This is a genomic window from Sulfurovum sp., assembly GCF_015493435.1.
In the GTDB taxonomy this organism is placed as follows: domain Bacteria; phylum Campylobacterota; class Campylobacteria; order Campylobacterales; family Sulfurovaceae; genus Sulfurovum.
Map to the genome: position 1 here is coordinate 1 of NZ_WGDD01000006.1, position 22,596 is coordinate 22,596.

Sequence of the window (22,596 nt, forward strand, 5' to 3'; positions counted from 1 at the left end):
ATACTATCTCGGTACGCTGCCTGCCGGTGCAAAAAAGACACCCTACAACGGTACACCTTACCCCTACAAAAAGGGGCACCTGCATTTCAACCGTGCCTACAACAGTACGAATATTGCAAACATCACCATGCAGTACCGTACAACGCTTCCGAAGTTTTCGGTACATACTGCCGCGACAATCAATCTGCTTCAGAGTATGCTGAACATCCGTCTTAGAAACGAGATACGAGAGAAAAAATCGGGCACCTACGGCATCGGTACCGCCTGCACACTGACACGTGAGACCAACAACACGCTTGTCTGCAGCATCTCGTTTGCAGCCGACCCCAAAAGAAGCGATGCGCTCATAAAAGATGTGCAGACGCAGCTTGCCGCGTTCATCAAAGAGGGGCCCGATGCCAAGACACTCAAGAACGCCAAAAAAGAGTTTTCCGTCGGCTATCGGCAGCTGCTGCGCAAGAATGAATACTGGCTCTCTCTGATGCAGCTGGAAAACCGCTTCGATACGCCGCTGGAGGCGTATTTGAAGCTGGATACCCAAATGGCATCGGTCACGGCAGAGGAACTGAAGCATCTTTCGAAAAAGATTTTTGAAAGTGACAGTGTTATAGCGCAGCAGCAGCCTGATGATAGCAACCAGACAGAGAAGAAACAGTAAGAAGCAAACAATGAAATGTATTGTGATCACACTGATCGTATCGATAGCGACACTGATACTCGGCCTCTATTTCGGCTGGAAGTATATAGGAGCAGGAGAGGTTGCCGCAACGCTGACGGTGATGCAGAAAAAGGCTGCCAGCGAGGGCTATATGAGCGAAGAGAAGTTTGCACAGATGCTTGAAAAGAGCGGAAAAGATCTTCAAAAAGAGTATCCTTCCGTTGCAAAAGCGATACTCTCTACAAAAGGTTCCGCCAAAATCGCACCGGAGAATGCCGGCGTGATCGACGCGCTTACAAAAGAAATGGAAGAAGAATGAAAAAAATTATATATACAGCGCTGCTTGCAGGCACCTGTCTAACAGCGGGGCAGACACTTGAAATGCCGAAGAATGCTAAGCAAATGGAGCAGGCAATTGTTGAAGCGGGTAAAAGACTCGATGCCGACTATGCGAAGTTCGGTGTGTTCGATGCGCGTGTCGCCAATGACTACGCCGCGCTTTCACAGGCTTATTACAAAGCGGGGAATCTCGACAGTGCCATCGAGTATGCGCTGCATGCGCTGAAAGTGGCAATGAAACTCCGCAAAGAGAACGACCCGCTGCTGGCAAAACGCTACTACGATGCGGGCAATCTCTACTATATGCACAAAGAGCATCCCACGGCGATGCTTTACATGCAAAAGGCTGCTGGCATCTACGAAAAGGCGGGCAAGGGATCCGAAGCGGCACTGGCGGACACTTACGAAGCCATCGCAAGCATTTACATCAATCTTGGGGATCTGGAGAAATCAAAAGCGTATGCCCAAAAGACGCTTGCACTGCGCAAAAACATACTTCCAAAGAACGACCCGGCAATCAAACGCACCGAAGAGAACCTGAAGTTTCTTGAATCGGAAATTGCAAAGAAACATAATTAAAAAGGAGGTTACACGGCACTGACTGTTATCGTCATTGTGCTTGTACTGCGCTGGATGCATGTACCGCAGCCTGCACCTATTTTTTCAGGATGAAAAGCAGCTTGTGGTGCCACACTGTCCATCAGTAGTGGACAAAGAGCCCGTAAAGTATCGTGGGAAAAAGGATAATGCCCTGGAAAATCCGGACAATTTTTTGGCCAAATTTATTTCCGCCTCATGTATTGCCTAAATCATGCCGTTTTTTGTATAAAATCAAGATAAATATTCATCAGTTTTTGATAGTTTAGTGATGAATGGAAGCTCTTAAAGTTATGTTTGTGTATAAATGCTTGATAGCGTCAAAAATTTTCTGTAAATTCTTCCTCAGCGTTTCCGGATTGTACCAAATTATCCCAAGAAACATACTTTCGATCCAGCCACTTGGCATTGGTTTCTACAGCCAAGGGCACTAACAGTCTCAGGACGGAATTGTCACCGGGGAAAGCACCTATGACTTTCGTTCTTCTTTTTACCTCTTTGTTAAATCGTTCCAGCACATTAGTTGAGTGGATTTTCCTATGATGTTCTTTTGGAAATACCAGGAAAGTAAGCACATCCATCAGGTTATCTGTCAGGAACTTCACCAATTGTATTACTACTGATCCTTACCTTGATACCATATCCGTAATAATGAGAGAAAAAGTCCCACTAAACCTAAGATAAACAGTAAAAATCCCAAGGGTAATAAAATGCTGTCTTGCAGGACATTGTTTTTATCTATGTAACCATAAAATGTGTTTTGTATAAAGAATGAGATTAGGCCCAAAACAAGTAGAAGTAAGCTTGTTTTGATACCTTTGTATTGAAATAGTTTTTGCATATTTAGCCCTAAAGTATTACCAATATTTTTTGGTACTGATGAGTATAGCACTTTTTCAATATTTAATGGAATTGAGCCAAAATAAAAGATGTAAAAAAATTGCTCGAAAAAAGTGAATTGTTTCTTTCGTGTGTTGATGCAGTTACCTAATCGCAGAAACGCTTGTGTAGAAGAGCGGCAGAATGATTGCTGTCATACGTTTTAAAATGCTTTGAGAAAGGTAAACGTTGGATCTTTTTGCTTCCAAGAAGCCCCTGTGCACCGGCTTGAAAAATAATCTGTGTCATCAGATCATTATTGACACCATACATTGAGTTTTCCGTATTACATATAATAGAGCGAACGAGAGAGCTATTGGCATCGAGATCGTAATAGTAGGTTACGCGATTTTTAATTCCCATGACAATTTTGTAATCACCCTTCTTATCGACTCCCAAACGTGGGAAAAGGTGCATGGCACTGTACCCACGAACAAATAACTCCTGAAAGGGCTTATCCAGAACAGATTTGCCAATAAAGATCAAGAAAAAAAGTATATATAAAATCGATACAAATGTTATTTTGAATTTCTCATATCCGATCCGTTTAGAGAGAAAAGTTGTAGAGAAATAAGTACGGAGAAGGGTAAGCGCCAAAGGAATTGCTGTTAAAATTGCTAGACCATAGAGAAGATATTTCCCAAGAAACATGACTGCATTGTTGTCAATGAGTTCAAAGGGATACCCCGCGTCCATCAACGCAAGGTACTGAAAAGTTATAAATGCAAAAAAAACAAGGCCCAACACAACAAAAATATTTTCAGATACTATCATATAAGTGTCAAGCATAAAGCGTTTCAGAAGACCGGTCCAACCACTGATAAAATAAATTTGATAATCTCGTTCTATTTTATTTGTTTCGCAGCGTTCAAGAATGAGTTCATAGAGTTTATGAAATGTTTGTTCCGCATAGAGGGAATCATTTGGGAAAACAAATAGATCCCAGGTTCCGACATGAACATCAATGATAGTATTCAGGAGTTTATTGAGTCGTCTTTTACTGCGTTTCACTTTATCGAGCTGCAGGCGAACAACATTGTGTACAGTGTCTCCTTCTCGATAAAAGAGATAGACAATGGTGCCATGCGGTATATTTTCAAAACACTGTAAAAATGATACGAAAGGATCCTTTGCTTGCACCAAGGCTTCGACGCTGAGAGGACAGTGGTGCTGAAATGGCAAAAACTGTTCCAGATCTTTGGTGTATTCACACATAAACTTTTCCTCACTGATTCTTTTTTTTGTAGTATAGCCTAATCTCGGGATACATTTACGTATATTTATCATCCTGTTGTGCTGGTGTCTGTTTGCTGCGATATCGTAGCGTTCCCCTCGTAGACTTTGGAGATCAGTGAGAGGTGCGCAGCATTGTGGTCAAGCAGTATTCCGCAGAGGAGTTTCATGCAGTTCCTTTTGGAATAGGGTGCGTTTTACTGGTAGTTGATGTACTTTGGCGGATACTTGATGCGCGCGCCCTGCACACTCTCAATTCCCATGACCTGTCGTGGCGTCATCAGCGGATGGTCCTCTTTGAAGAAGAGTTTGAAGCCGCCGGCAACCCTTTCTGAATGAATTTGACGATAGATAGCGTTATAGATGTCTATTTTGAGTTTTGGAGAGCCGTGCCCGTCGAGGTTCATGACGATCTTGATGTTGTCGTAGTGGCGAACCTTCGCCTTGCCCTTGACCATGCTGTGACGGAACATGTGCACCACAAGGATCTTCTTTTCTGTGATGTTGTGTTCTCTCATGTACCGTTCCATCAGCGCCTGTACCTTGTTGACCCACTCACCTTCAATATGACCTATTTTTTTGCCTGGACGCACATTGAGGTTGCTGACTTCGAACTCCGGGTCGATGGCGATATGGACATTGTGGTACTTGAGATACTTGAGTACATGTTTGACGGCATCCTGTGGGGTATGTTTGCCCAGCTGGATGTCGATGAAGAGGTTGAAACCCTCTTTCTCTGCCGCTTCGATGTAGGGCTGAAGCTTTTTGCTGTTGAGATGGATGATGTAGTCGTGGTGTGCACCAGGTTCTGCGGATGCGAGCCCGTAAATGATGTCAAATGCAGGTACTACCTTTTTGCCGGTAATCTTCGCATATTGTGCGGCACGCTGTTTGATGAGGCGTTTGAGTTCGCCGATGGGGTGTTGGCCGAGCACACCGAGTGCTTTGACGCCCGGGCGTCCATAGTAGGCGACGATGAGTTCGTTCTTCAGTGGCATCTGGTCATTGTTTTTTACACTTTTGTAGAGCGGATGGGAAGCGGCAGAGGTTGCCGTGGCAAATGTTGCTGCAGCCAAAAGTGCGAGTGTCAGTGAGCGTTTGAACATAGTTTGATTCCTTTGTGTGTGGTTTGTAAAATGTGCTAATGATACCGATATTCTTGTTACAGCTTGGCGAAGCGCTGAACGAATTATCATTATGAAAAGTCGGTTTCATCAAAAATGATAATATGCAAAGAGACATTGTCGCTTTTTGGTCGTTTTTTGCTATGCTAAGAGAAAAAAGAGACGTGATGAAACGAAACAGAAAACTATTGACGGCGATACTCTTCCTGCTGCCCCTGTTTGCCCATGCACTGGCGTGCGGGATGGTCGCGCCGGGTATGCAGCCTGAGGTGAACGAAGCCGTTAGGCACTATTCTGCAGAGCACAATGATACGGCTGTCTGGCTGCTTGTCGAAAAAAAGGGTGAAAGGGCCAGGGGTGCTGCGGGCTTTGCCAACAGGCAGAAGCAGCTGCCGGCATCGCGCGACCAGCTGTTTGAGATAGGCAGTGCCAGCAAGATTTTTACCGGTATTGCGATCTTTCAGCTGATCGAGGCGGGGAAACTCTCGCTTGACACAAAACTGAGCCGCTTCTACAAAAAGGGTACCATTGTACAACTGGCAAATTTCAAAGGCAAAAACTACTGGAAAGAGGTAACAGTGGGTATGCTGCTGCGCCACCGCAGTGGCTTTGTAGACTACCTCAATGTTTTTGGCAGCGACGCCAGGACCATCGCACACTTTAACAATAATGAACATGTGTACACTTTTAATGAGATCATTTCCCTTGCCGCATCGCATGGTGAAGCGAACTTCAGACCCGGTGAGAAGTTCCGTTACTGCAACACCGGGTACATCATTCTTGGTGATATTATCGAAAAGGTCAGCGGCATGCCGTGGCGGGAATACATCCGTACCCACATTATGCAAAAAGCAGGTATGGAGCATACCTGGTTTGGTTCACAAATGCCCGAAAAACTGCGCCGTAATATGCCACAGGGCTACGCAGAAGGAAAACCATCCTCCATGCCGCCCACACTTGCGGGAAGCGCCGGAGAGATCGTCTCGACACTTGACGACCTTGCACGTTTCATGAAAGCGTGGGGTGAGGGGAGGTTGTATGCCAAACCAAAAACGATGAAGTTTCAAATGACACAAGGCTTTGTCAAGATGGACCCAACCATTGAAAACCTGACATACGGCTACGCTATTATGCGCATCGAAGGCTTCTACGGACACGGCGGGCAGACCTTCGGTTTTCAGTCCTACCTGGCGTACAACCCGCAGAAAAAAGAGCTCTACATTGTCGGTGTCAACGATGCCTTTGTCTCATCGATGGATCTCTTTTTCGAACTTGCGGGGATTGAACTAAGAACGGTACCTGCAAAGCGTAAAAAGTAGTTTGTGTGTTTACATGGGCCGAGAATGAATTCTCGGTTCCAAGGATACACGGCTTCAGGAAGCGAGAATTTATGCTCGCCCAACTTGTAATAAAGTGTTGTCTTGGGTGATATGTAGCAGCCAAACAAATCTGCTATAATCTCTCCATGAATTTTACCGACGAACCGCTGAAAACCATACTCCCCATACTCGAAACAAAACTGAAGCAGGGAGATACCGTTTCCTTTACAGTACTCACCCCAGACTGTTTGCCAAGCTGAATATCGATGAAAAGATTAAATCCTTCTTGTTCTGCCGCTTTGATGTACGGTGCAAGCGTTTTACTGTTCAAATGTATGATGTAATCTTTGTGTGCTCCTGGTTCTGCTGAGGCGAGTCTATACCGTGGATTATATCAGACATTATTTGGTACAAAATTATCATATTTAAAACTAAAAAAGTCTAAAGATGATATTTACTTTTTAAATCTTTCCTGATAATATATTTATTATAGAACAAGCTAACTCCATTGTGTATCGAGAAGTCGGAGAAAATAGAATGTACGACCCATATAGGAGGAGAAAAAATGGAAATAAGATCTATTTTAAGTGCAGGTTTAGTACTAAGTGTTGCAGCATTCGCGAACCATCCGAGTTTTGACTGCAGCAAAGTCAAAAAAGATTCTTCCGAAGGTGTTATCTGTTCATCGGATAAACTGATGGATATTGACAGGGAACTTGCTTCTGTCTATAAGAAGGCATTGGCGAAAGCATCCAAGGATGATAGGCTCAAAGCCGAACAGCGGGGCTGGATCAAAGGACGTAATGATTGTTGGAAAGCCAAAGACGAGAAACAGTGTATGATTGGTGAATATAAGGTGAGGATCAAAGAGCTCAAGGAGAAGTATCAACTTTCCGGAGACAGCAGTACTGCAAAGCATGCTAATACCGACTCAGGTACGAAATATGCTTTCGACAAAACCCTCAAACTGGAGGGCATTACGTTTCATGTGCAGGCGACCGATAGCAGTTCTTTAAATCAGCTGGTCATCACACCTTCAGGACTCAAAGAGGTGAACCGTGTCATTGGACAGGAGATAGACGGCTCCGTCACCGGTGCCGAAGTGGCGGACCTGAACGGTGACGGTTCTCCGGAGATCTATATTTACGTCACCTCTGCGGGAAGTGGTTCCTACGGGACGCTGGTTGCCTACAGTGCCAATAACAAAAAATCGCTTTCAGAGATCTATCTTCCGCCGATCGGACAGAACAAAAAAATGGCTCAGGGGTATATGGGACATGACGAGTTTTCCATTGCTGAGAATACGTTCGTACGCCGTTTCCCCCTCTACCTGAAGAATGATCCAAACTGCTGTCCCAAAGGCGGTACACGTCAGCTGGAATACAAGCTGGTTCCCGGTGAAGCGACGTGGCAGTTGAAACTTGTCAAGAGTACTACATTTAAGTAAATAAAGAGGTTATATGAAAAAAAGAATACTGTTACCGTTATTGTCAACATTGATGTTTTCGCAGGTACATGCGGAAGATTTCAGAGGTGCCATTGAAGATGTTTATATTAAAGCGGCCAATACACTGCTTTTCTTTACCTCAGAAAATATTATCAGTTCTGGTTCCTATACATTTGGAAATGATGACCAAAAACTTCATACCACCTTTTTACCTCTGACACACCACTTTGAAAGTGACTCGGATTTTTACAATTTTTATGTCAACGGAAGTGTCGGCTACAGCAAATATGAAGAAAACAATATTCTTTTCAGAGGCAGTATAGATGAAATAAAGATAAGAACGTATGCTTTGAAGCTGGGCGGGGGTGTTCGCATGAATATTCTGAAAGATTCAGATATGATGCTCGGCGGATCGTATATCTATTCCAAAGTGAACAGTGATTATTATACACCGAAGCCTTTGGTCTCTACAGACCCGGTTGACAGAGCATTGGATTATGTCTTTAACAGTAACAATCACTTCAATACCTATGAGCTCTACAGTTCCATAGGTTATCATCCGACAATCAAAGAATACAAGCCCTATGTGCGTGCGGATATTCGCTATTTTGACACCAAGATCAATGATACCTATGCTACCATATCGGATACAACATCTACGATCTCAAAACTCAAAGCAGGTGTGATCACACCGCCTGTTGCAAAGATCGTCAATTTGCCGCTTAAATTGGAATTTTACATTTCAGATGTCTTGATCTCAGGTGATATGAGAGAGGCGTTGGATACAAACAATTTTTATGTTTTTGGAACAACCTTTCATTTGGCTACCACTACTTTGAATGACTGGGTCAGTGAAGTTTCTTTTGATGTCAATATTGTCAGAGGTGATAATATAGACGGGTTCAACTTTGGATTCGGATTAAGTTTTTAAATGATAAGACATGTTTCTTATTGTTTTATGTTGGGGAATATACTGTATGCTCAGACAGGGTGGTCACGCACCAGGTACACTTTAAAAAAGGTATGAACGGCGCAACCATGAAAGCAAGCGTCAAGGGGTACGACACTGTACAGTATAAACTTGGTGCTAAAGCAGGTCAGAAGATGCATGTAAGCATCGACTGATGGTGGCCGCTGTCATCGGTGCGGCTTGTTGCCTGTGCGGTATATTCTCCTGCCAAAAATGTTTGATTACCGCAAATAAGTACAGCTTTTGATCTTATTCCGATACATTCACGTATCGGATGCAGTGCTTTGATCCTGTTTTGAAGGGACAGTCTTAAAGCAACTCTTCAAAAGTTGTATTTTCCAGTTTCTTTTTGATTACATGTTCTGCAACCTTCTTCAAAATACCTTCGTCATCCGTTTTCATAGTCTTCACCGCTGCAGCCAAAGCACGTATGTCGTATCGGCTGGGGTAGATCTCCGGGACAGGTTTCTCAAGATTCAGGAAACCATACACGGCCATGATGGCAGAACGTACGGAATACTCAACGGTAAAGACACAATCGTCTTCGATCTCACAGAACTGTCCCAGGAACGCGAGGTTCACGCTTCCTTCGGGGATGACTTCCGGCCTGTCGCCTTTGACCCTCGGCATGAACTGGCTGGTGATGTAAGGCATCATCGCAGGAATGACGATACATTCATCGAGATAGGCCTGCATTTCGCCTTCATCTATGCCGAAATGATACAGCAACTCCTGCAGCAGTTCCCTTCCGGAGCACTCACTCATCTTTTTGTCGATAAAATCCCCCTTGTTGTCGGGGAAGAGGGCATAGGCCCATGCTACGGTAGTGTCTTTGGGCTGGTTCTTGAACTGCGGCTGTCTGTTGACGGTGACACTGAGCAGCCAGTTGGAATCTTTGACAGTGATGATGCCGCCCGTTGCGGTACGGTGGGGAAGGAACTTTCGTTCTGCAAAACTTTCGAGCAGTTCACGCATCTTGCTGCCTTTTGCCGTAATGGTGAAGGACTCCCACTTGGTCTTTGAGATGTCGCTGCAGAAGACCTCTGGCTTCCCAAAAGCATCATCTTTGGCAGCGATCTTCTTCCATAGATGCCACACGGCACCTTCGCTTCTGTCCAGTACCGGGACAGTGTCCGTGTCGCCGAGCGAGGAGTTCTCTGTCATGGAACCGTTCGTGAAAAAGACAAGGTCATCCGAGGCAGTAGGGATGGTCTCTTCTTGGCCCTCTTTGTTGAGGTGGATCGCCGTGACCGTTTTGCTGTCTCCTTCGATCTCGATATCGAGATCCGTCACTGCAGTATTAAAGACAAAATGCACCCCTTTGGACTCAAGATATTTTTTGAGCGGAAGGATCAGGGAGTCGTACTGGTTGTATTTGGTGAAGAGCAAGTCTCTCATGGTACTCATGCCGGGCATCAGATGGATGAAACGCTGCATATAGCGCTTCATCTCCACCACGCTGTGCCAGGTCTCGAAGGCGAACATACTTCTCCAGTAAAGCCACATGTCCGTTTCAAAGAAAGAGCTGTCAAAGAAATCGTCTACGGTCTGTGTACCCAGGTCTTCCTCTTTCGCGAGCAGCAGTTTTGTCAGCTCCTGGGTGTTCTTTTCATGCAAGCCCAGGTCTGTCCTGCGGTGTTTTTCGCCTCTGTTGTAGATGACACGGACTTTGGAGAAGTTGGGGTCGATCTCGTTGAGCTCCCGGAATTCATCCAGTACAGTGCGTCCCTCTTCTTCAATGGAAGGTACCTGGCCGAAGAGGTCCCACAGACACTCGTAATGCGCTTCCATCTCCCTGCCGCCGCGTGCGACAAATCCGTCCTCCGGATTTCCCGCCCCGTCCATGGCTCCTCCGGAGATGTCGTCCTGCTCAAAGATGGTGATCTGGCTTCCCTGCATATGCCCGTCCCGCATCAGGTATTCTGCGGCAGCCAGTGATGCAATGCCCGAGCCGATGAGAAAAGCTCTTTTCTTTTCGATGCCTTCAGGTTTGCGTGTGTTGATTCTTTGGTAGTTGTTCATGGGTGATCCTTTTATATTCTGCTGTGTTAGTCTAAGTAGTATATCAAATCAAGTTTAGGTTATGCGGTAATAACAAAGAAAGAACAAAAGCTGAAACATATTGGAAGTGCTCTTATGTTAAAATATTCCAATTCAAAACAATGGTGAACGATGGCATCAAAAGAGATAACTTACAAAGGACAGGCTTTTCAACTTGCCTATGAACTGGTGAACCCTTCACAGAAAGAGGTGTTGCTGGTACTGCACGGCTGGGGGAGCAACAAAGAGATCATGAAGCAGGCATTCGGAAAAGAGCTGCCTATGTATAGGCATATCTATCTTGATATGCCCGGTTTCGGGAAGAGTACGAACGCTATGGTCCTCGAGACGGCGGATTATGCGGCTATTGCACAGCTTTTTCTCGACACGCTTCATGTCAAGCCCAAGATTGTTATGGGGCATTCTTTCGGCGGAAAGGTATCGACGCTTCTGAACCCTCCCTGTCTGGTTCTGCTCTCTTCATCCGGGATCCTCGTACCCAAACCTTTTGACGTCAAAGCCAAGATCGCCCTGACGAAACTGCTCAAGCCTTTCAAGTTCGGCTGGGTGCGCACACTTTTCGCCTCCAAAGATGTGGAGGGGATGAGCCATGCAATGTATGAGACCTTCAAAAACGTGGTCAATGAGAAGTTTGAACATCATTTCTCCAGTGTTTCAGGCAAAGCGCTGCTTTTCTGGGGAAAGGAAGATACGGCGACACCGCTCTGGACAGCAGAGAAGATAGAGAAGATGATAGGCGATGCCACGCTCTATCCGCTCGAGGGTGACCATTTCTTCTTTCTGAAGCATGCTCCGTTCATCGCGCAGATCATCACAGACCAATGCAAGGACAGCAACTCATGACTATCGTAAACTATCTTTTCTATGCACTCTTTCTTCTGGCAATGGGGTACTACGCCATTACCAACCTTCAGTGGTACAGTTACAAACTCGAACGCGTGATGTTCCACCATACCAAAACTTGGTGGCATTTTGTCTATTTTCTGATACCGTATGTGCTTTACCTGCTGGTAAACTATGCCGTTCCTCAATTTGGTTTTGTTGTCGTGATCGCCTATCTGGCATTGTTCTACCAATGGTACAAGGGGCTGGACAAGCCTCTGGTATGGACGGGACGCGTCAAGCGTTTCTATGTGCTGATGCTGTTTCTGGCACTCTTCATTACCTTTGCCTTCAAGCATTTTGCTGTGGTCATCCCTATTTTCCTGGCGTACTTCATTTCGCTTTTTATAGAAAAGATACTCTTTCACGGCTTCAGGCTCAAAGCACAGAAAAAGATAGACGACATGAAAGACCTGACAGTCATAGGGATCACTGCAAGTTACGGCAAAACCAGCATCAAAAACTACATTGGGCATCTGCTCAAAGCGAAGTATAGAACCTACGCTACGCCGCGCTCGGTCAATACGCTGGGCGGTATCATGAAAGACGTTAACGACGACCTGCCTGAAGATACGGAAGTCTATGTGGTCGAGATGGGAGCAAGAGGCGAGGGTGATATTGCCGAGATCACTACTTTTGTCAACCCGCAGTATGTCGTGGTCGGAAAGATAGGCCCGGCACACATCGAATACTTCAGAACGATGGAGAACATTAGAAATACCAAGATGGAGATACTCCAGAGCGGCCGTCTCAAAGAAGCGTGGATCCACGAAAGCGCCATGGTAAAACCCGAAAAGAACATTCATATCTACGGAACCGGAGAGCATATGGATATGAAGACCAATCTTCCGGCACCCGAATACCTCATAAAAGATGTGGAAGCGACCCTGGACGGTACCTCATTTACTCTGGACGGTGTACGCTACTCGGCCAGCATACTGGGTGCTTTCAATGCTATGAATCTTGCCGCGGCAGTACTGGTGTCCAAAAAGCTTGGGCTCAGCGATGAAGAAATACAACAGGGTCTCTCCACGCTCAAAGCGGTCGACCACAGACTGCAGCGTATCGATGCGGGAGGAAAGGTTATCCTCGATGACTCCTTCAACGGGAACATAGACGGAATGATGGCTTCGTTCGACCTTGCATCGACCTATGCAGGCAGAAAAGTGGTCATCACACCGGGCCTTGTCGAAGTGGACGACGCGCTGAACGTGCAGGTCGCCCAAAGGGCCAATGAAGTCTTCGACCTCGTCGTGGTCACAGGTGATTTGAACTATGCCATTTTCAAAGCGCATGTCGATCCGGAGAAACTGGTGAAGCTTGCAAGCAAGGGGGAAATGGAGAATATGCTGGTGGAGCAGACGTTACCGGGGGATCTGATCCTTTTCGCCAACGACGCCCCTTCTTTTGTCTGATTTTACATCACCTTCACACAAGCGGGCTTTGTTCCGTTTGGTCACTTCTGGCACTGCCCTGAACAAAGTGAGGAAATGCCCTTGGGGTGAAATGCCGATATCCCTGTCGCTAAAGCGTAAGTGGGGTGTACTGTTTAGTAAGCTCCCTCTCTACACTCACGCCGTTCGACCAAATCTACAGCAAACTTACATGAAAGCGTTTTTTGATTTTCCGTTATTTTCACGCAAACTTAGACAAATTTTTCTTCTATTTTTTTTGAGTGATCCTCTTCTTATGGTATTTTGAAATAGTCGGTAATGAAATTGCCGCCGAGTTTTTTAAAGAAAAGCTTATGATGGGGGCTCTGAAGCAGTATGCCTTTTTCTCCCTGCATTTTGGCCTTTTGGATGGTGAATCCTTCCGCGATGGCTGTGTGCAGGCGTGCGCTGACAAAGCGTTTGGTGGAGTTTCTGCATTCGTAGCGGTAGGTTTTGAGTTTTGAGGAATAGATATTGTTCGTATGCAGGGCGAGTTTGCCTTCGATGCGGTTGCATCCGTCGTATCCGTCTATCTTTTTGTGCTTGGAGTTGAAGTCGAGTATGGCTCTTGCCGACGATACCTGGTGGCCGTCCATCGTACGGAGGATCCAGCTTCCGTCAAGACTGCTGAGGGAAACAGCGTTCGCAGCACCGAAAAGAAATGATGATGTCAAAGCAGTAAAAAGCAGTTTTTTGCAGATCATAGGCACATATCCTTTTTTTTTCGATAGTATAATAAAGATCAATTAACGGAGAATGTATGAAAACAATTTTTTTAGGCATTTTACTGAGTGTGACACTCTTCTCGGCAGAAATAGACTTGAGTACAAGACAGGCGAACTACATCGCCCAAAAGGTATGGCAGAATGAAGGAGCGGGTAAGGACAAGTACCTGGTTTGGTGGAACAAGGGAGAGGATTTCGCTTCGGTGGGTATAGGTCATTTCATCTGGTTCCCCAAAGGGCATACGGAACGGTTCCGTGAAGTGTTCCCTATGGTGGTGGCGTTCATGCAGCAAAAAGGTGTGAAGATGCCAAAATGGCTGAATGCAGAGACCGATTTTCCCTGGCAGACAAAGGCAGAGTTCTTTGCCGCCAAAAAGAACAAGACGAAACAGTACAGGGAACTCTTCTCATTTCTCAAACGGACTATGCCGCAACAGGCGGAGTTCATGGCAGAACGTCTCAGGCAGGCACTCCCCCAGATGACAGGTACGATAAACGATCCTAAAAAAGCGGCCATGATAAAACGCCGATTCAATCATATGCTCTACAAAAAGAACGGAAAGATCGATGAAAGGGGGCTCTACATTCTGCTTGACTACACCAATTTTAAAGGCGAAGGCACACTCAAAAGCGAACGCTATAAAGGAAAGGGATGGGGACTGCTGCAAGTACTGGAACATTTCGATGAGAAGAACTCCGACAAGTACAAAGCCTTTGCAGACTCGGCCAAAGCAATGCTTGACCGTCGTATCAAAAATTCACCTCCTGCACGTGGAGAAGAACGCTGGCGCAAAGGTTGGAACGTACGTTTGGATACCTACTGAAGCAGTAAAGTAACCTAATGCTATAATAAATTCTTTTACTGGATATTTTAACTACAATGCGAAAGGTGAAGCACTGTGTTCTGTAGCGGGAAACTTGCTTTAGAATGCAGAATGATATAAACTATGCAAGAATTTCAATTTTCCTATTATCTTGACCGAATTTCCAAATACGCAGGTTTGCTTGCAGCCGTTCTGGTAGTTGCACTCTCTTTGTTGGTGGCTTACGACGCAGGTATGCGCTATCTGTTTTCTTCCGGATCCATTGCGCTGCAGGAAATGGAATGGCACCTGTTTGATATGGTTTTTCTTCTGGGACTCTCCTATGCACTGAAACATGATAAACATGTCAGAGTCGACATTTTTTATGAACGTTACGGACAGGATACAAAGGCGATCGTTCAGGTCGTCTCTATGCTCCTGCTGGTGATCCCTTTTTCATTGATATTTCTCAATGATGCCTTTGATATGACCTGGCAGAGCTATGTGCAGCATGAAGTCTCTTCCGATCCCGGTGGATTGACGAACCGGTGGATCATCAAAGCGGTATTGGTGCTCGGTTTTATCCTGCTGATTCTGCAGGCTGTGAGCGAAATACTGAAAGCCTACCACCGGCTGGAATCCAAAAAACGTTTATGGCGTGTTTTAACAGTCCTCGTACTGCTTGGCGGGCTGATCTATGCGGCATGGTACAACCGCATGGCTTTCTGGTTCGATCCGGTCTTTCTCATGTTTGCTTTGGCACTCTTCCTGCTTATGCTCGGTTTTCAGGTAGCCTTTGTTTTTGCAGGTGTAGCGCTTTTCTTTGCACTGATCTCCGATGAAGTAGGGCTGCATGTGCTGGAAATGCTGCCGTACCGTACCTACGGGATCATGGGTAATGTCACACTGATGGCGGTACCGCTGTTCATTCTGATGGGACTGATACTGGAAAAGTCGAAAATGGCGGAAGAGCTGCTGCATTCAATGGGACAGCTTTTTGGTTCCGTACGCGGCGGGCTGGCGATCTCGGTGGTTCTTGTGGGGGCGATACTGGCGGCAAGTACAGGCATCGTCGGAGCTTCGGTAGTGATGATGGGGCTTATTGCACTGCCCTTGATGCTTAAACAGGGGTATTCTCCGGCATTGGCAAGCGGCAGTATTGCTGCGAGCGGAACACTGGGGCAGCTCATCCCGCCTTCCATTGTACTCATTGTGCTGGGTGACCAGATGCACCTGAGTGTGGGTGATCTTTTTAAAGCAGCAGTGGTTCCCGGGTTACTGCTGATCATACTCTACATCGTGTATATTCTTATTTTTTCTTTTTTGAAAAAAGAAGCGGCACCGGCGATCATTACAGATAAATCCTACGGTGAAGTAGTGCGTTCGGCAGTCAAAGCGATCATCCCGCCGCTCTTCCTCATAGGTGCAGTGTTAGGAAGTATTTTTGCGGGTATCGCGTCACCGACAGAATCTGCAGCTATTGGTGTGCTGGGTGCCATGATACTGGCAGCAGCGAACAAGGTACTCGATAGGGCACTTATACGCTATGCCGCTATAGAAACTGTCAAACTTACTGCAATGATTTTTATGATCCTCATCGGGGCGACAGCATTTTCTCTGGTATTCAACGAACTGGGCGGCGGTGACATGGCCCTGACCTTTTTTACGGGAGACCTTGGCGACAAATGGAGTTTTATTCTCATTGCGATGCTGGTGATATTCCTGCTTGGTTTTTTCATTGACTTCATTGAGATCGCATTTGTGGTCGTGCCGATTTTGGTACCGATCGTAGCATCTTTTGGCATAGACCCTGTCTGGTTCGCTATTCTCATTGCCATGAATCTTCAGGCTTCGTTCCTGACACCGCCGTTCGGGTTTGCACTTTTTTATCTTAAAGGAGCAGCGGGCGATAAAGTGAGTACGGGTGATATCTATAGAGGAGTCTTGCCGTTTATTCTTCTTCAAGTGTTGGCACTGGGGATCATCGTACTCTTTCCTGATTTGATTTACCTCTTTGGAAAGTAAAATAGTTATTTTTTTGGGCCGATTTTACGAAGATTGGGAAAGAAATTACCCGCATGTTCTTTGGGCTTACTATGGTTGATAGCAATATGTCCCGCAGGGAGAACCCTTTGCTCAAAAGGCAAAAGAACTGCCGAGTGACAGTCTTGACCTTGACAGGAAACTGACTGATACGGCCAGGTAATCCGATGTCAGCCAGAGAAGTATTGCCCTCCCTGAGGTTTTCATAATATTACTTTTTCCTGTTCAGTTCGATCAGTGTCGTAATGACCGGCATGACTTTATTGAGTCCGAAGGCTGTACCGCTGGTGAAGGAATCGACACTTTTTTTGACCTTGATGGCACTCTCTTTGAAGTCGCTGACCCCCTGTTTGACATCGTCAATATCGGAAGAGAGCTGCTCCCATGCAAAATTGCGGATATCTTCGATAGCTTTGGCTTCTGCCGCATTCTCCTGGCGTGTGGAGACAAAGAGAAAGAGAAGGGCGACCGCAAAGTTTATGCCTGCCAGAACAGCCGCCGAGACAAGCGGTGTATATGTCTGGGCTAGATAGAGGTAGACAGTAACGTTAAGGAGCACCAACGTGACCAGCACGGCCAGCAGTGCCAGGGCTATCCAGAAAGTCTGGCGGCTCTTTTTTCGTATTTCGAGGCGCAGCATTGCCTTTTCGCTTTTGATCAGCAGTTTCATTTTTGTGTTGAAATCTTCACTCATGATTGTTCCTTTATTTTGATGAGAGGGCATGCCCGAATGCGGCGCCCAGGGCAAAGAGTACGATGGCCGAAGTCGGCGAAAGGTTCTCATAGTCTTTTCTGATAGTCTGCAGCAGATCGTTGAAGACCTCTTTTGCATCAGTTGTTCCCTCTTCGATGCTTTCCATGATCTCTTTGGCTTTCTCCTCTGCTTCCTTTTGCTCCTCTTTTCTGGCTTTTTCAGCCTTGAGTGCTTCCTCTTTTTCTCTCTTTTCCTGTTCTTCTTTCTCTTTGCGCAGTTCTTCCACTTCCTTGCGGAGCATTTCGAGCTCCTGGTGCATAGTCATTTTTGCCATGTTATTCTCCTTTTTTCTTCTTTTTTGTAATCACTGAGCAGCAGTGCGATCCATACGGTGCTGTCAACACGGTAGTCCTTGGCGATCTTCATCATCTTGTCGTAAAAGTAGGTTGATTCCATCAGCATGAACGCCACCATGAAAAAGATGAGGAAGAGGTTGGAAAACTGTTCCTTGGCCTGAGTGGCAAGGTTTTTGAGAATATCCGAGATATTGCTTCCCTCAAGGACGGCATTCACTCTTGTCTCGTCGATATGTATGCCATAGTGGCCGAGTTGGGCAAAGAATGCCTGCAAACTCCCCATAAAGTTGGCTTTGATGGTCGGATAGTTCGCAGCAAAGCTTTTGGCTTCATCAACGACACAGCCTCCAAGCAGAACAATGGGGATCAGCGTCAGCAGAATGACCGCGACCAGTGATATCGGCTTGGGGATGTGCCTGGATTCAAGCCGCGTGAAAAGCGGGGCCAGTACGATCGCAATGGCTACGGCGATAAGAAAGGGAACGATGATCTCTGAAGCCGCTTTGAGCAGAAAGATGCTGATGAGCATGGTTGCTGTCAGTAGAAAGATCTGATTGATGGGCCATATCCCTTCTCTTCTCTGTTTATCCATAAGGTTAGTCAGTGACGATGTCTTTGATCTTGCCGTAGGAGTGCTTAAGCTGTTTGAGGTCGTTGAGCATTTCATTTATTTTATCGGTATTGATGTCCATTTCTTGCCCCTACAATAAAGTTATTTTGGTTATTATAGCATAAGGTTTGAGATCTCATTAGCGTTAAAACGAAATAAATTCCAAAAGTGCAGAGAAAAAAATAGACTGTTATTAATAGTGGTATGTTTCAGTCAATTCGGGCGGTAATTAAATGGAAAACACGCTTTTTCACAGTGGTCTTGTTGTCAAATCTCCTGTTCTCGGCTGTGAAGAGGCGGTGGCCTACTCGGTAGGGTGGGATGCCGAAGTCAGGCAGACGGAAAAGCGCAACAGACTGCTCATGCAGGTTATGGGTTTTCATACACCGCATATCCAGTTTGGTTCGACCTACTACAATGCTGCCTTCATGGTACGGGGTGTCTGCCCCCAAAAGAGTGTGGTGATCACCTATAACCAGACCAAAGGGGTGATCAACTACCGAAACAGAAAATTTGACCGGAATGAACTGCTGGTTCTGACCCGCGATGAAGAGCTGGATCTGGTCATCAGCGGGCGCAATATTACCTTTACCATTGCCATTGATGAAGATTATTTTTATAAAGTCTTTATCGACTACTACGGTATGGATTTTGAAGGTACCGTTAAAAAGAGACTGCTGCTTGAACCTCAGAAGGAAAGCGTTTTCCTTGACTTTCTTCAGTTCTGGATAGATTATTTCCTGACACATAACAAAGAGTATCTGCTGCCAGAGGACTACGAACAGATCGAACAGGAAATCCTGCATACCCTCTTTGCTTTCATTACTGTCAATGGGCAAAAGATAGGAAGCGAGAACCGCATTCTCAAAGAGGCCAGAGGGTTGCTGGAACACAGTCTTGACCTTGACCTCAGGCTGAGTGACATGGCCAAACATCTCGGGGTGAGTCAGCGAACGCTGGAGTATACCTTCAAACATAACCTTGGCATGACACCCAAGAATTACCTGCAGGTACTACGCCTCTATGCCATTCGCGATGAGCTAAAGCTTGCCGACCCGCGGGTGACAAAAGTCTCCGACATTGCACTGAAATACGCCTTTTTTCACATGGGACACTTCGCTTCCGAATACAAAAAACTCTTTGGAGAATCACCTATGGAGACACTTAAAAGTAGCAATTAATTTGTGATAACAACAGACTCCCTGATCGATCTGGATCTTAAAATTTTTTAGAATCACTACCTTCATCTTTCGTTTTTCTGATAACCGTATCGTATATTTTGCACTATAATAATAGTGTTAGATCATAAAAATGAAAGGAGTTTTAGTGATGATAAAAATAATAAAACGAATGTTTACAGGCGTACTTGTGACACTGTTTGCTGCATCATTGCAGCTCAATGCCTCTTCTGCACTTGAGAAAGAGGAGCTCGACCGTATTGCATTGCAAAGCTATATCTATACCTACCCGCTGGTACTGATGGAGGTGACGCGTAAGCAGATGACCAACATGCCTTTGGGTGAGAACCCAAACCGCGGTCCGATGATGCAGTTTACACATATCCGCACTTTCCCCAATGCGAAATTCCGCGAGGTGGTGCGCCCCAACTTTGACACTCTCTACTCACTGGCATGGGTCGATGTAAGCAAAGAGCCTGTCATCCTCAGCGTACCGGAGGTCAAAGACCGTTTCTTTATGCTGCCGATGTACGATATGTGGACGGACACCTTCGCTGTGGTAGGTACCTATGCCAACGGCACCAAGGCGGGGAACTACGCGCTCTGTATGCCGGAGTGGAAAGGTGAACTTCCCAAAGGGGTCGAGCGTATCGATGCGACGACACCGATGTTCTGGATCATCGGCCGTACACAGACCAACGGTCCGAAAGATTACGACTATATCCACAAGATTCAGGACGGTTACAAACTCACGCCATTGAGCTATTTTACAGCGGGCAAGCCTTTTAAACCCGTCTTCAAAAAAGACAAAAGTGTAGATGACGTCACGCCGCCGGTGAAACAGGTAGAAAAGATGGATGCCAAAACCTTCTTTACGATGGCGATGAAGCTTATGAAAACAAATCCGCCGCATGCGACGGACCAGGTCAGACTCGACCGTATGAAACGTATCGGCTTGACGCCTGATGGGTTCTATTACGACAAACTTCCCAAGGAGGTCAAAGCGGCACTTGAGAGAGCCACTGCAAAGAGTCACGATGTCATGCGCGAATACGCATCGAGACTCGGCAGCATCGTCAACGGATGGCAGATACTGACCAAAAGTGTCGGTGTCTACGGTATCGACTACCTCCAAAGGGCGACGACCGCATTCTACGGACTCGGTGCGAACCCCTACTATTGGGCATTCTATCCGCTCAATGTCACCGATAAGAACGGCAAGGTCCCTACGGGAGACAAAAAGTATGTCATCCACTTCGACAAAGAGCCGCCGGTGGATGCTTTCTGGTCCGTTACGATCTACGATAAAGACGGTTTCCCCATAGACAACCCGATGAATCGTTACGCGATAGGCGACCGTGACAATTTGAAGTTCAACGCCGACGGTTCGGTAGATATCTATATCCAAAATACTTCGCCGGGCAAAGAGAAGGAGTCAAACTGGCTGCCAAGCAGCGCTAAAGGGGTCATCAGCCTCGTCATACGTATGTACGGCCCAAAACAGGTGGCGATCGACGGCAAATGGCAGCCGCCTTATCTCGAAGAAGTCAAGTAAAGGAGAAAATGATGACGATAAAACAGACAACACTAAGCCTTGTGGCATCGGTACTTCTGGCAGGCAGTACGCTCTACGGCGCCGAGTGTGACAAAAAATACTACGCCCCGGAATGGGACCATCAGGCACCGACAGTGGATGCCTTTAACTATGTGCGTGCGGAGACGGATGTGCAGTTCAAGGATTATGCAAAGGTCTATGATGCTTTTGGCAAGTTCACCCACAGCCGAAAACCCTACAATGTTGACAAACAGGTCACACACAGCGGTAACCGTGATACCATTTACTCTTTTGGCGTATTTGACCTCTCCAAGTCAGAACTGACCATCGAGATGCCTGAGACGAACGGACGCTATATATCGCTGATGCTGGTCAGTCAGGATCACGATATCTACCCTGCATATTATGCACCAGGTAAGTGGACCTTCACTGAAAAAGAGATCGGTACACGCTATGTGATGTTCGCCATCCGTACTTTTGCAAATCCCAACGATGAAGCGGATATGAAAAAGGCCCATGCGCTTCAGGATGCCGTGAAGGTCATCCAGAAAGACAAAGGTGACCTGAGCGGTCTTCCCGAGTGGAATAAAGAGGAGATGATGAAACTGCGCAAGGCATACAATGTCGTCGGAAGCACCACTACCGATTCTTCCAAATACTTCGGTGTCAAGTGCGACCGTTCCTACCTTGAGAATGCGATGGGTGTTGCTGTAGGCTGGGGCGGTCTTCAGGCGATTGACTCTACCTATGTGCCTGTCACACCCCAAAAGAATGACGGGAAGACAGCCTATGTACTGACCGTGCCGAAAGATGTGCCTGTGGACGGCTTCTGGTCGGTGACAGTGTACGACAAAGACCGCTTCATGGTCAAGAACGACCTAAACCGCTACTCGCTCAACAATGTGACTGCAAAGAAGAACAAAGACGGGTCAACAACCATCCACTTTGGCGGTGACCCTAAGGCGGAGAACTACATTCCCATCGTGCCGGGTTGGCAGTACATCGTCAGACTTTACAGACCGCATAAAGAGATCCTCGAGGGGAAATGGAAGTTCCCGACTGCTGTAGAAGCGAAATAGGGAGGCGCTATGATAATATTGCGTCATTCCATATTTATGGGTAGCGGTATCTCAAGAAAGATTCCGATGGTGGTGTGACGCTCTATTTTGGTATTTTTGCCTCCCTGATCTTTACTGTGGGAAACAGTTTTTAAGTGGCAATACAATGATTGAAAAAGATGTACGTAAATGGTTTCATTTTTGGGAGAAAGGCATAAGCTGTCAGGTAAACAGACGGCTGAAAAATAATCCTTTTCCTGCCAGTTTGTCGATCAGTTCGAAGTAGTAGGTTTCATTCTTCAGGCCCAGTTCCGGGTACTTGAGTTTCCCGCCGGGCATGACCGCGATGGTGAAGGGGACCGAACGTACTTTGAACGCTTCCGCCAGTTTACTGTTCCTTGACACATTACACTTGACCACTTTCACACCATTCTCCTCACCGTACTTCTCCAGTCTTTCGTCTATCAGCTGCATCAGCATCTGGCACGGCCCGCAGGTAGGGGAGTAGAAGTCTATGAAGACAGGCTGTTCATTGTTCTTGATGATCGTTTCATAATTCTTGTCTGTAAGTTCCATAAACGCAGTATAACGGCCTTTGCTTTAACCGTACATGCTATAATTACGATAAAAAA

Annotated in this window: 25 protein-coding genes; 14 read left to right on the top strand and 11 right to left on the bottom strand. The window is 46.2% G+C overall.

Going from position 1 to position 22,596, the window contains the following annotated elements:
• The 3 genes from F8L24_RS01345 to F8L24_RS01355 all read left to right on the top strand — a co-directional run.
• On the top strand, positions 1-658 hold a 658-nt coding region (locus F8L24_RS01345), incomplete at its 5' end, for an insulinase family protein (protein WP_294951100.1).
• Between the two features lie 10 nt (positions 659-668).
• The gene (locus F8L24_RS01350) at positions 669-977 is read left to right on the top strand and encodes a hypothetical protein (RefSeq protein ID WP_294951101.1); all 309 of its coding nucleotides are present in this window, start codon (positions 669-671) and stop codon (positions 975-977) included.
• Positions 974-1,576, top strand: a complete 603-nt coding sequence (locus F8L24_RS01355; protein WP_294951102.1) for a tetratricopeptide repeat protein — start codon at positions 974-976, stop codon at positions 1,574-1,576. Before F8L24_RS01350 ends, F8L24_RS01355 begins: the two co-directional genes overlap by 4 nt.
• 338 nt (positions 1,577-1,914) lie before the next feature.
• On the opposite strand, the gene F8L24_RS01360 is transcribed toward F8L24_RS01355, so the two are convergent.
• The 4 genes from F8L24_RS01360 to F8L24_RS01370 form a co-directional block, all read right to left on the bottom strand.
• Positions 1,915-2,199 (bottom strand): transposase, encoded by a 285-nt coding sequence (locus F8L24_RS01360; RefSeq protein ID WP_294951127.1) that lies wholly within the window; start codon positions 2,197-2,199, stop codon positions 1,915-1,917.
• A gap of 11 nt (positions 2,200-2,210) precedes the next feature.
• On the bottom strand, positions 2,211-2,435 hold the full coding sequence (locus F8L24_RS11185) for a DUF3955 domain-containing protein (RefSeq protein ID WP_365937947.1): 225 nt from the start codon (positions 2,433-2,435) through the stop codon (positions 2,211-2,213).
• 146 nt (positions 2,436-2,581) lie between these two features.
• Positions 2,582-3,688, bottom strand: a complete 1,107-nt coding sequence (locus F8L24_RS01365) for a hypothetical protein (RefSeq protein ID WP_294951103.1) — start codon at positions 3,686-3,688, stop codon at positions 2,582-2,584.
• Positions 3,689-3,903: 215 nt separating this feature from the next.
• Complete coding sequence (locus F8L24_RS01370; RefSeq protein WP_294951104.1) at positions 3,904-4,812, bottom strand: hypothetical protein; 909 nt, start codon at positions 4,810-4,812, stop codon at positions 3,904-3,906.
• 185 nt (positions 4,813-4,997) lie between these two features.
• Between F8L24_RS01370 and F8L24_RS01375 the strand changes: the two genes are divergently transcribed.
• The gene (locus F8L24_RS01375; RefSeq protein ID WP_294951105.1) at positions 4,998-6,149 is read left to right on the top strand and encodes a serine hydrolase domain-containing protein; all 1,152 of its coding nucleotides are present in this window, start codon (positions 4,998-5,000) and stop codon (positions 6,147-6,149) included.
• A gap of 133 nt (positions 6,150-6,282) precedes the next feature.
• Here F8L24_RS01375 and F8L24_RS01380 read toward each other — a convergent pair whose 3' ends face one another.
• A complete protein-coding gene (locus tag F8L24_RS01380; RefSeq protein WP_294951106.1) occupies positions 6,283-6,480 on the bottom strand; it encodes a hypothetical protein in 198 nt (65 codons plus the stop codon).
• A 234-nt stretch (positions 6,481-6,714) separates the two neighbouring features.
• Here F8L24_RS01380 and F8L24_RS01385 point away from each other — a divergent pair, with 234 nt between their 5' ends.
• From F8L24_RS01385 to F8L24_RS01395, 3 genes are read left to right on the top strand one after another with little or no spacing between them, the layout of a single operon-like run.
• Entirely contained in the window at positions 6,715-7,596 is an 882-nt protein-coding gene (locus F8L24_RS01385) for a lysozyme inhibitor LprI family protein (RefSeq protein ID WP_294951107.1), read from the top strand.
• 13 nt (positions 7,597-7,609) lie between these two features.
• Positions 7,610-8,527, top strand: coding sequence for a Solitary outer membrane autotransporter beta-barrel domain (locus tag F8L24_RS01390; RefSeq protein ID WP_294951108.1), 918 nt, complete (start codon positions 7,610-7,612; stop codon positions 8,525-8,527).
• Between the two features lie 20 nt (positions 8,528-8,547).
• Positions 8,548-8,721 carry a hypothetical protein gene (locus F8L24_RS01395; RefSeq protein WP_294951109.1) on the top strand — a complete coding sequence of 58 codons (174 nt, stop codon included), beginning with the start codon at positions 8,548-8,550 and terminating at the stop codon, positions 8,719-8,721.
• A gap of 154 nt (positions 8,722-8,875) precedes the next feature.
• Here the strand turns inward: F8L24_RS01395 and F8L24_RS01400 are convergent, their stop codons facing one another.
• The gene (locus F8L24_RS01400; RefSeq protein WP_294951110.1) at positions 8,876-10,588 is read right to left on the bottom strand and encodes an oleate hydratase; all 1,713 of its coding nucleotides are present in this window, start codon (positions 10,586-10,588) and stop codon (positions 8,876-8,878) included.
• A gap of 150 nt (positions 10,589-10,738) precedes the next feature.
• Here F8L24_RS01400 and F8L24_RS01405 point away from each other — a divergent pair, with 150 nt between their 5' ends.
• Positions 10,739-11,470 carry an alpha/beta hydrolase gene (locus F8L24_RS01405; RefSeq protein WP_294951111.1) on the top strand — a complete coding sequence of 244 codons (732 nt, stop codon included), beginning with the start codon at positions 10,739-10,741 and terminating at the stop codon, positions 11,468-11,470.
• Complete coding sequence (murF, locus tag F8L24_RS01410; RefSeq protein ID WP_294951112.1) at positions 11,467-12,924, top strand: UDP-N-acetylmuramoyl-tripeptide--D-alanyl-D-alanine ligase; 1,458 nt, start codon at positions 11,467-11,469, stop codon at positions 12,922-12,924. The genes F8L24_RS01405 and murF overlap by 4 nt, the downstream gene beginning before the upstream one ends.
• A gap of 272 nt (positions 12,925-13,196) precedes the next feature.
• Here murF and F8L24_RS01415 read toward each other — a convergent pair whose 3' ends face one another.
• Positions 13,197-13,646 carry an META domain-containing protein gene (locus F8L24_RS01415; protein ID WP_294951113.1) on the bottom strand — a complete coding sequence of 150 codons (450 nt, stop codon included), beginning with the start codon at positions 13,644-13,646 and terminating at the stop codon, positions 13,197-13,199.
• Positions 13,647-13,702: 56 nt separating this feature from the next.
• Between F8L24_RS01415 and F8L24_RS01420 the strand changes: the two genes are divergently transcribed.
• Together F8L24_RS01420 and F8L24_RS01430 are read left to right on the top strand one after the other, a co-directional pair.
• Positions 13,703-14,491: a hypothetical protein gene (locus tag F8L24_RS01420; protein ID WP_294951114.1), complete on the top strand. Its 789-nt coding sequence runs from the start codon at positions 13,703-13,705 to the stop codon at positions 14,489-14,491.
• A 123-nt stretch (positions 14,492-14,614) separates the two neighbouring features.
• Positions 14,615-16,495, top strand: coding sequence for a TRAP transporter large permease subunit (locus F8L24_RS01430; protein ID WP_365937949.1), 1,881 nt, complete (start codon positions 14,615-14,617; stop codon positions 16,493-16,495).
• Between the two features lie 229 nt (positions 16,496-16,724).
• On the opposite strand, the gene F8L24_RS01435 is transcribed toward F8L24_RS01430, so the two are convergent.
• From F8L24_RS01435 to F8L24_RS01445, 3 genes are read right to left on the bottom strand one after another with little or no spacing between them, the layout of a single operon-like run.
• Positions 16,725-17,207, bottom strand: a complete 483-nt coding sequence (locus tag F8L24_RS01435) for a hypothetical protein (protein WP_294951115.1) — start codon at positions 17,205-17,207, stop codon at positions 16,725-16,727.
• Between the two features lie 10 nt (positions 17,208-17,217).
• The gene (locus F8L24_RS01440; protein WP_294951116.1) at positions 17,218-17,541 is read right to left on the bottom strand and encodes a hypothetical protein; all 324 of its coding nucleotides are present in this window, start codon (positions 17,539-17,541) and stop codon (positions 17,218-17,220) included.
• Positions 17,529-18,155, bottom strand: a complete 627-nt coding sequence (locus F8L24_RS01445) for an AI-2E family transporter (RefSeq protein ID WP_294951117.1) — start codon at positions 18,153-18,155, stop codon at positions 17,529-17,531. Before F8L24_RS01445 ends, F8L24_RS01440 begins: the two co-directional genes overlap by 13 nt.
• A 251-nt stretch (positions 18,156-18,406) precedes the next feature.
• Between F8L24_RS01445 and F8L24_RS01450 the strand changes: the two genes are divergently transcribed.
• The 3 genes from F8L24_RS01450 to F8L24_RS01460 all read left to right on the top strand — a co-directional run bounded on the left by F8L24_RS01450 (position 18,407) and on the right by F8L24_RS01460 (position 21,985).
• Positions 18,407-19,354 carry a response regulator transcription factor gene (locus F8L24_RS01450; RefSeq protein WP_294951118.1) on the top strand — a complete coding sequence of 316 codons (948 nt, stop codon included), beginning with the start codon at positions 18,407-18,409 and terminating at the stop codon, positions 19,352-19,354.
• A 148-nt stretch (positions 19,355-19,502) separates the two neighbouring features.
• On the top strand, positions 19,503-20,906 hold the full coding sequence (locus F8L24_RS01455; RefSeq protein WP_294951119.1) for a DUF1254 domain-containing protein: 1,404 nt from the start codon (positions 19,503-19,505) through the stop codon (positions 20,904-20,906).
• 11 nt (positions 20,907-20,917) lie between these two features.
• Complete coding sequence (locus tag F8L24_RS01460; RefSeq protein WP_294951120.1) at positions 20,918-21,985, top strand: DUF1214 domain-containing protein; 1,068 nt, start codon at positions 20,918-20,920, stop codon at positions 21,983-21,985.
• A gap of 201 nt (positions 21,986-22,186) precedes the next feature.
• Here the strand turns inward: F8L24_RS01460 and F8L24_RS01465 are convergent, their stop codons facing one another.
• The gene (locus F8L24_RS01465; protein ID WP_294951121.1) at positions 22,187-22,540 is read right to left on the bottom strand and encodes a thioredoxin domain-containing protein; all 354 of its coding nucleotides are present in this window, start codon (positions 22,538-22,540) and stop codon (positions 22,187-22,189) included.
• Between the last annotated feature and the right edge of the window lie 56 nt (positions 22,541-22,596).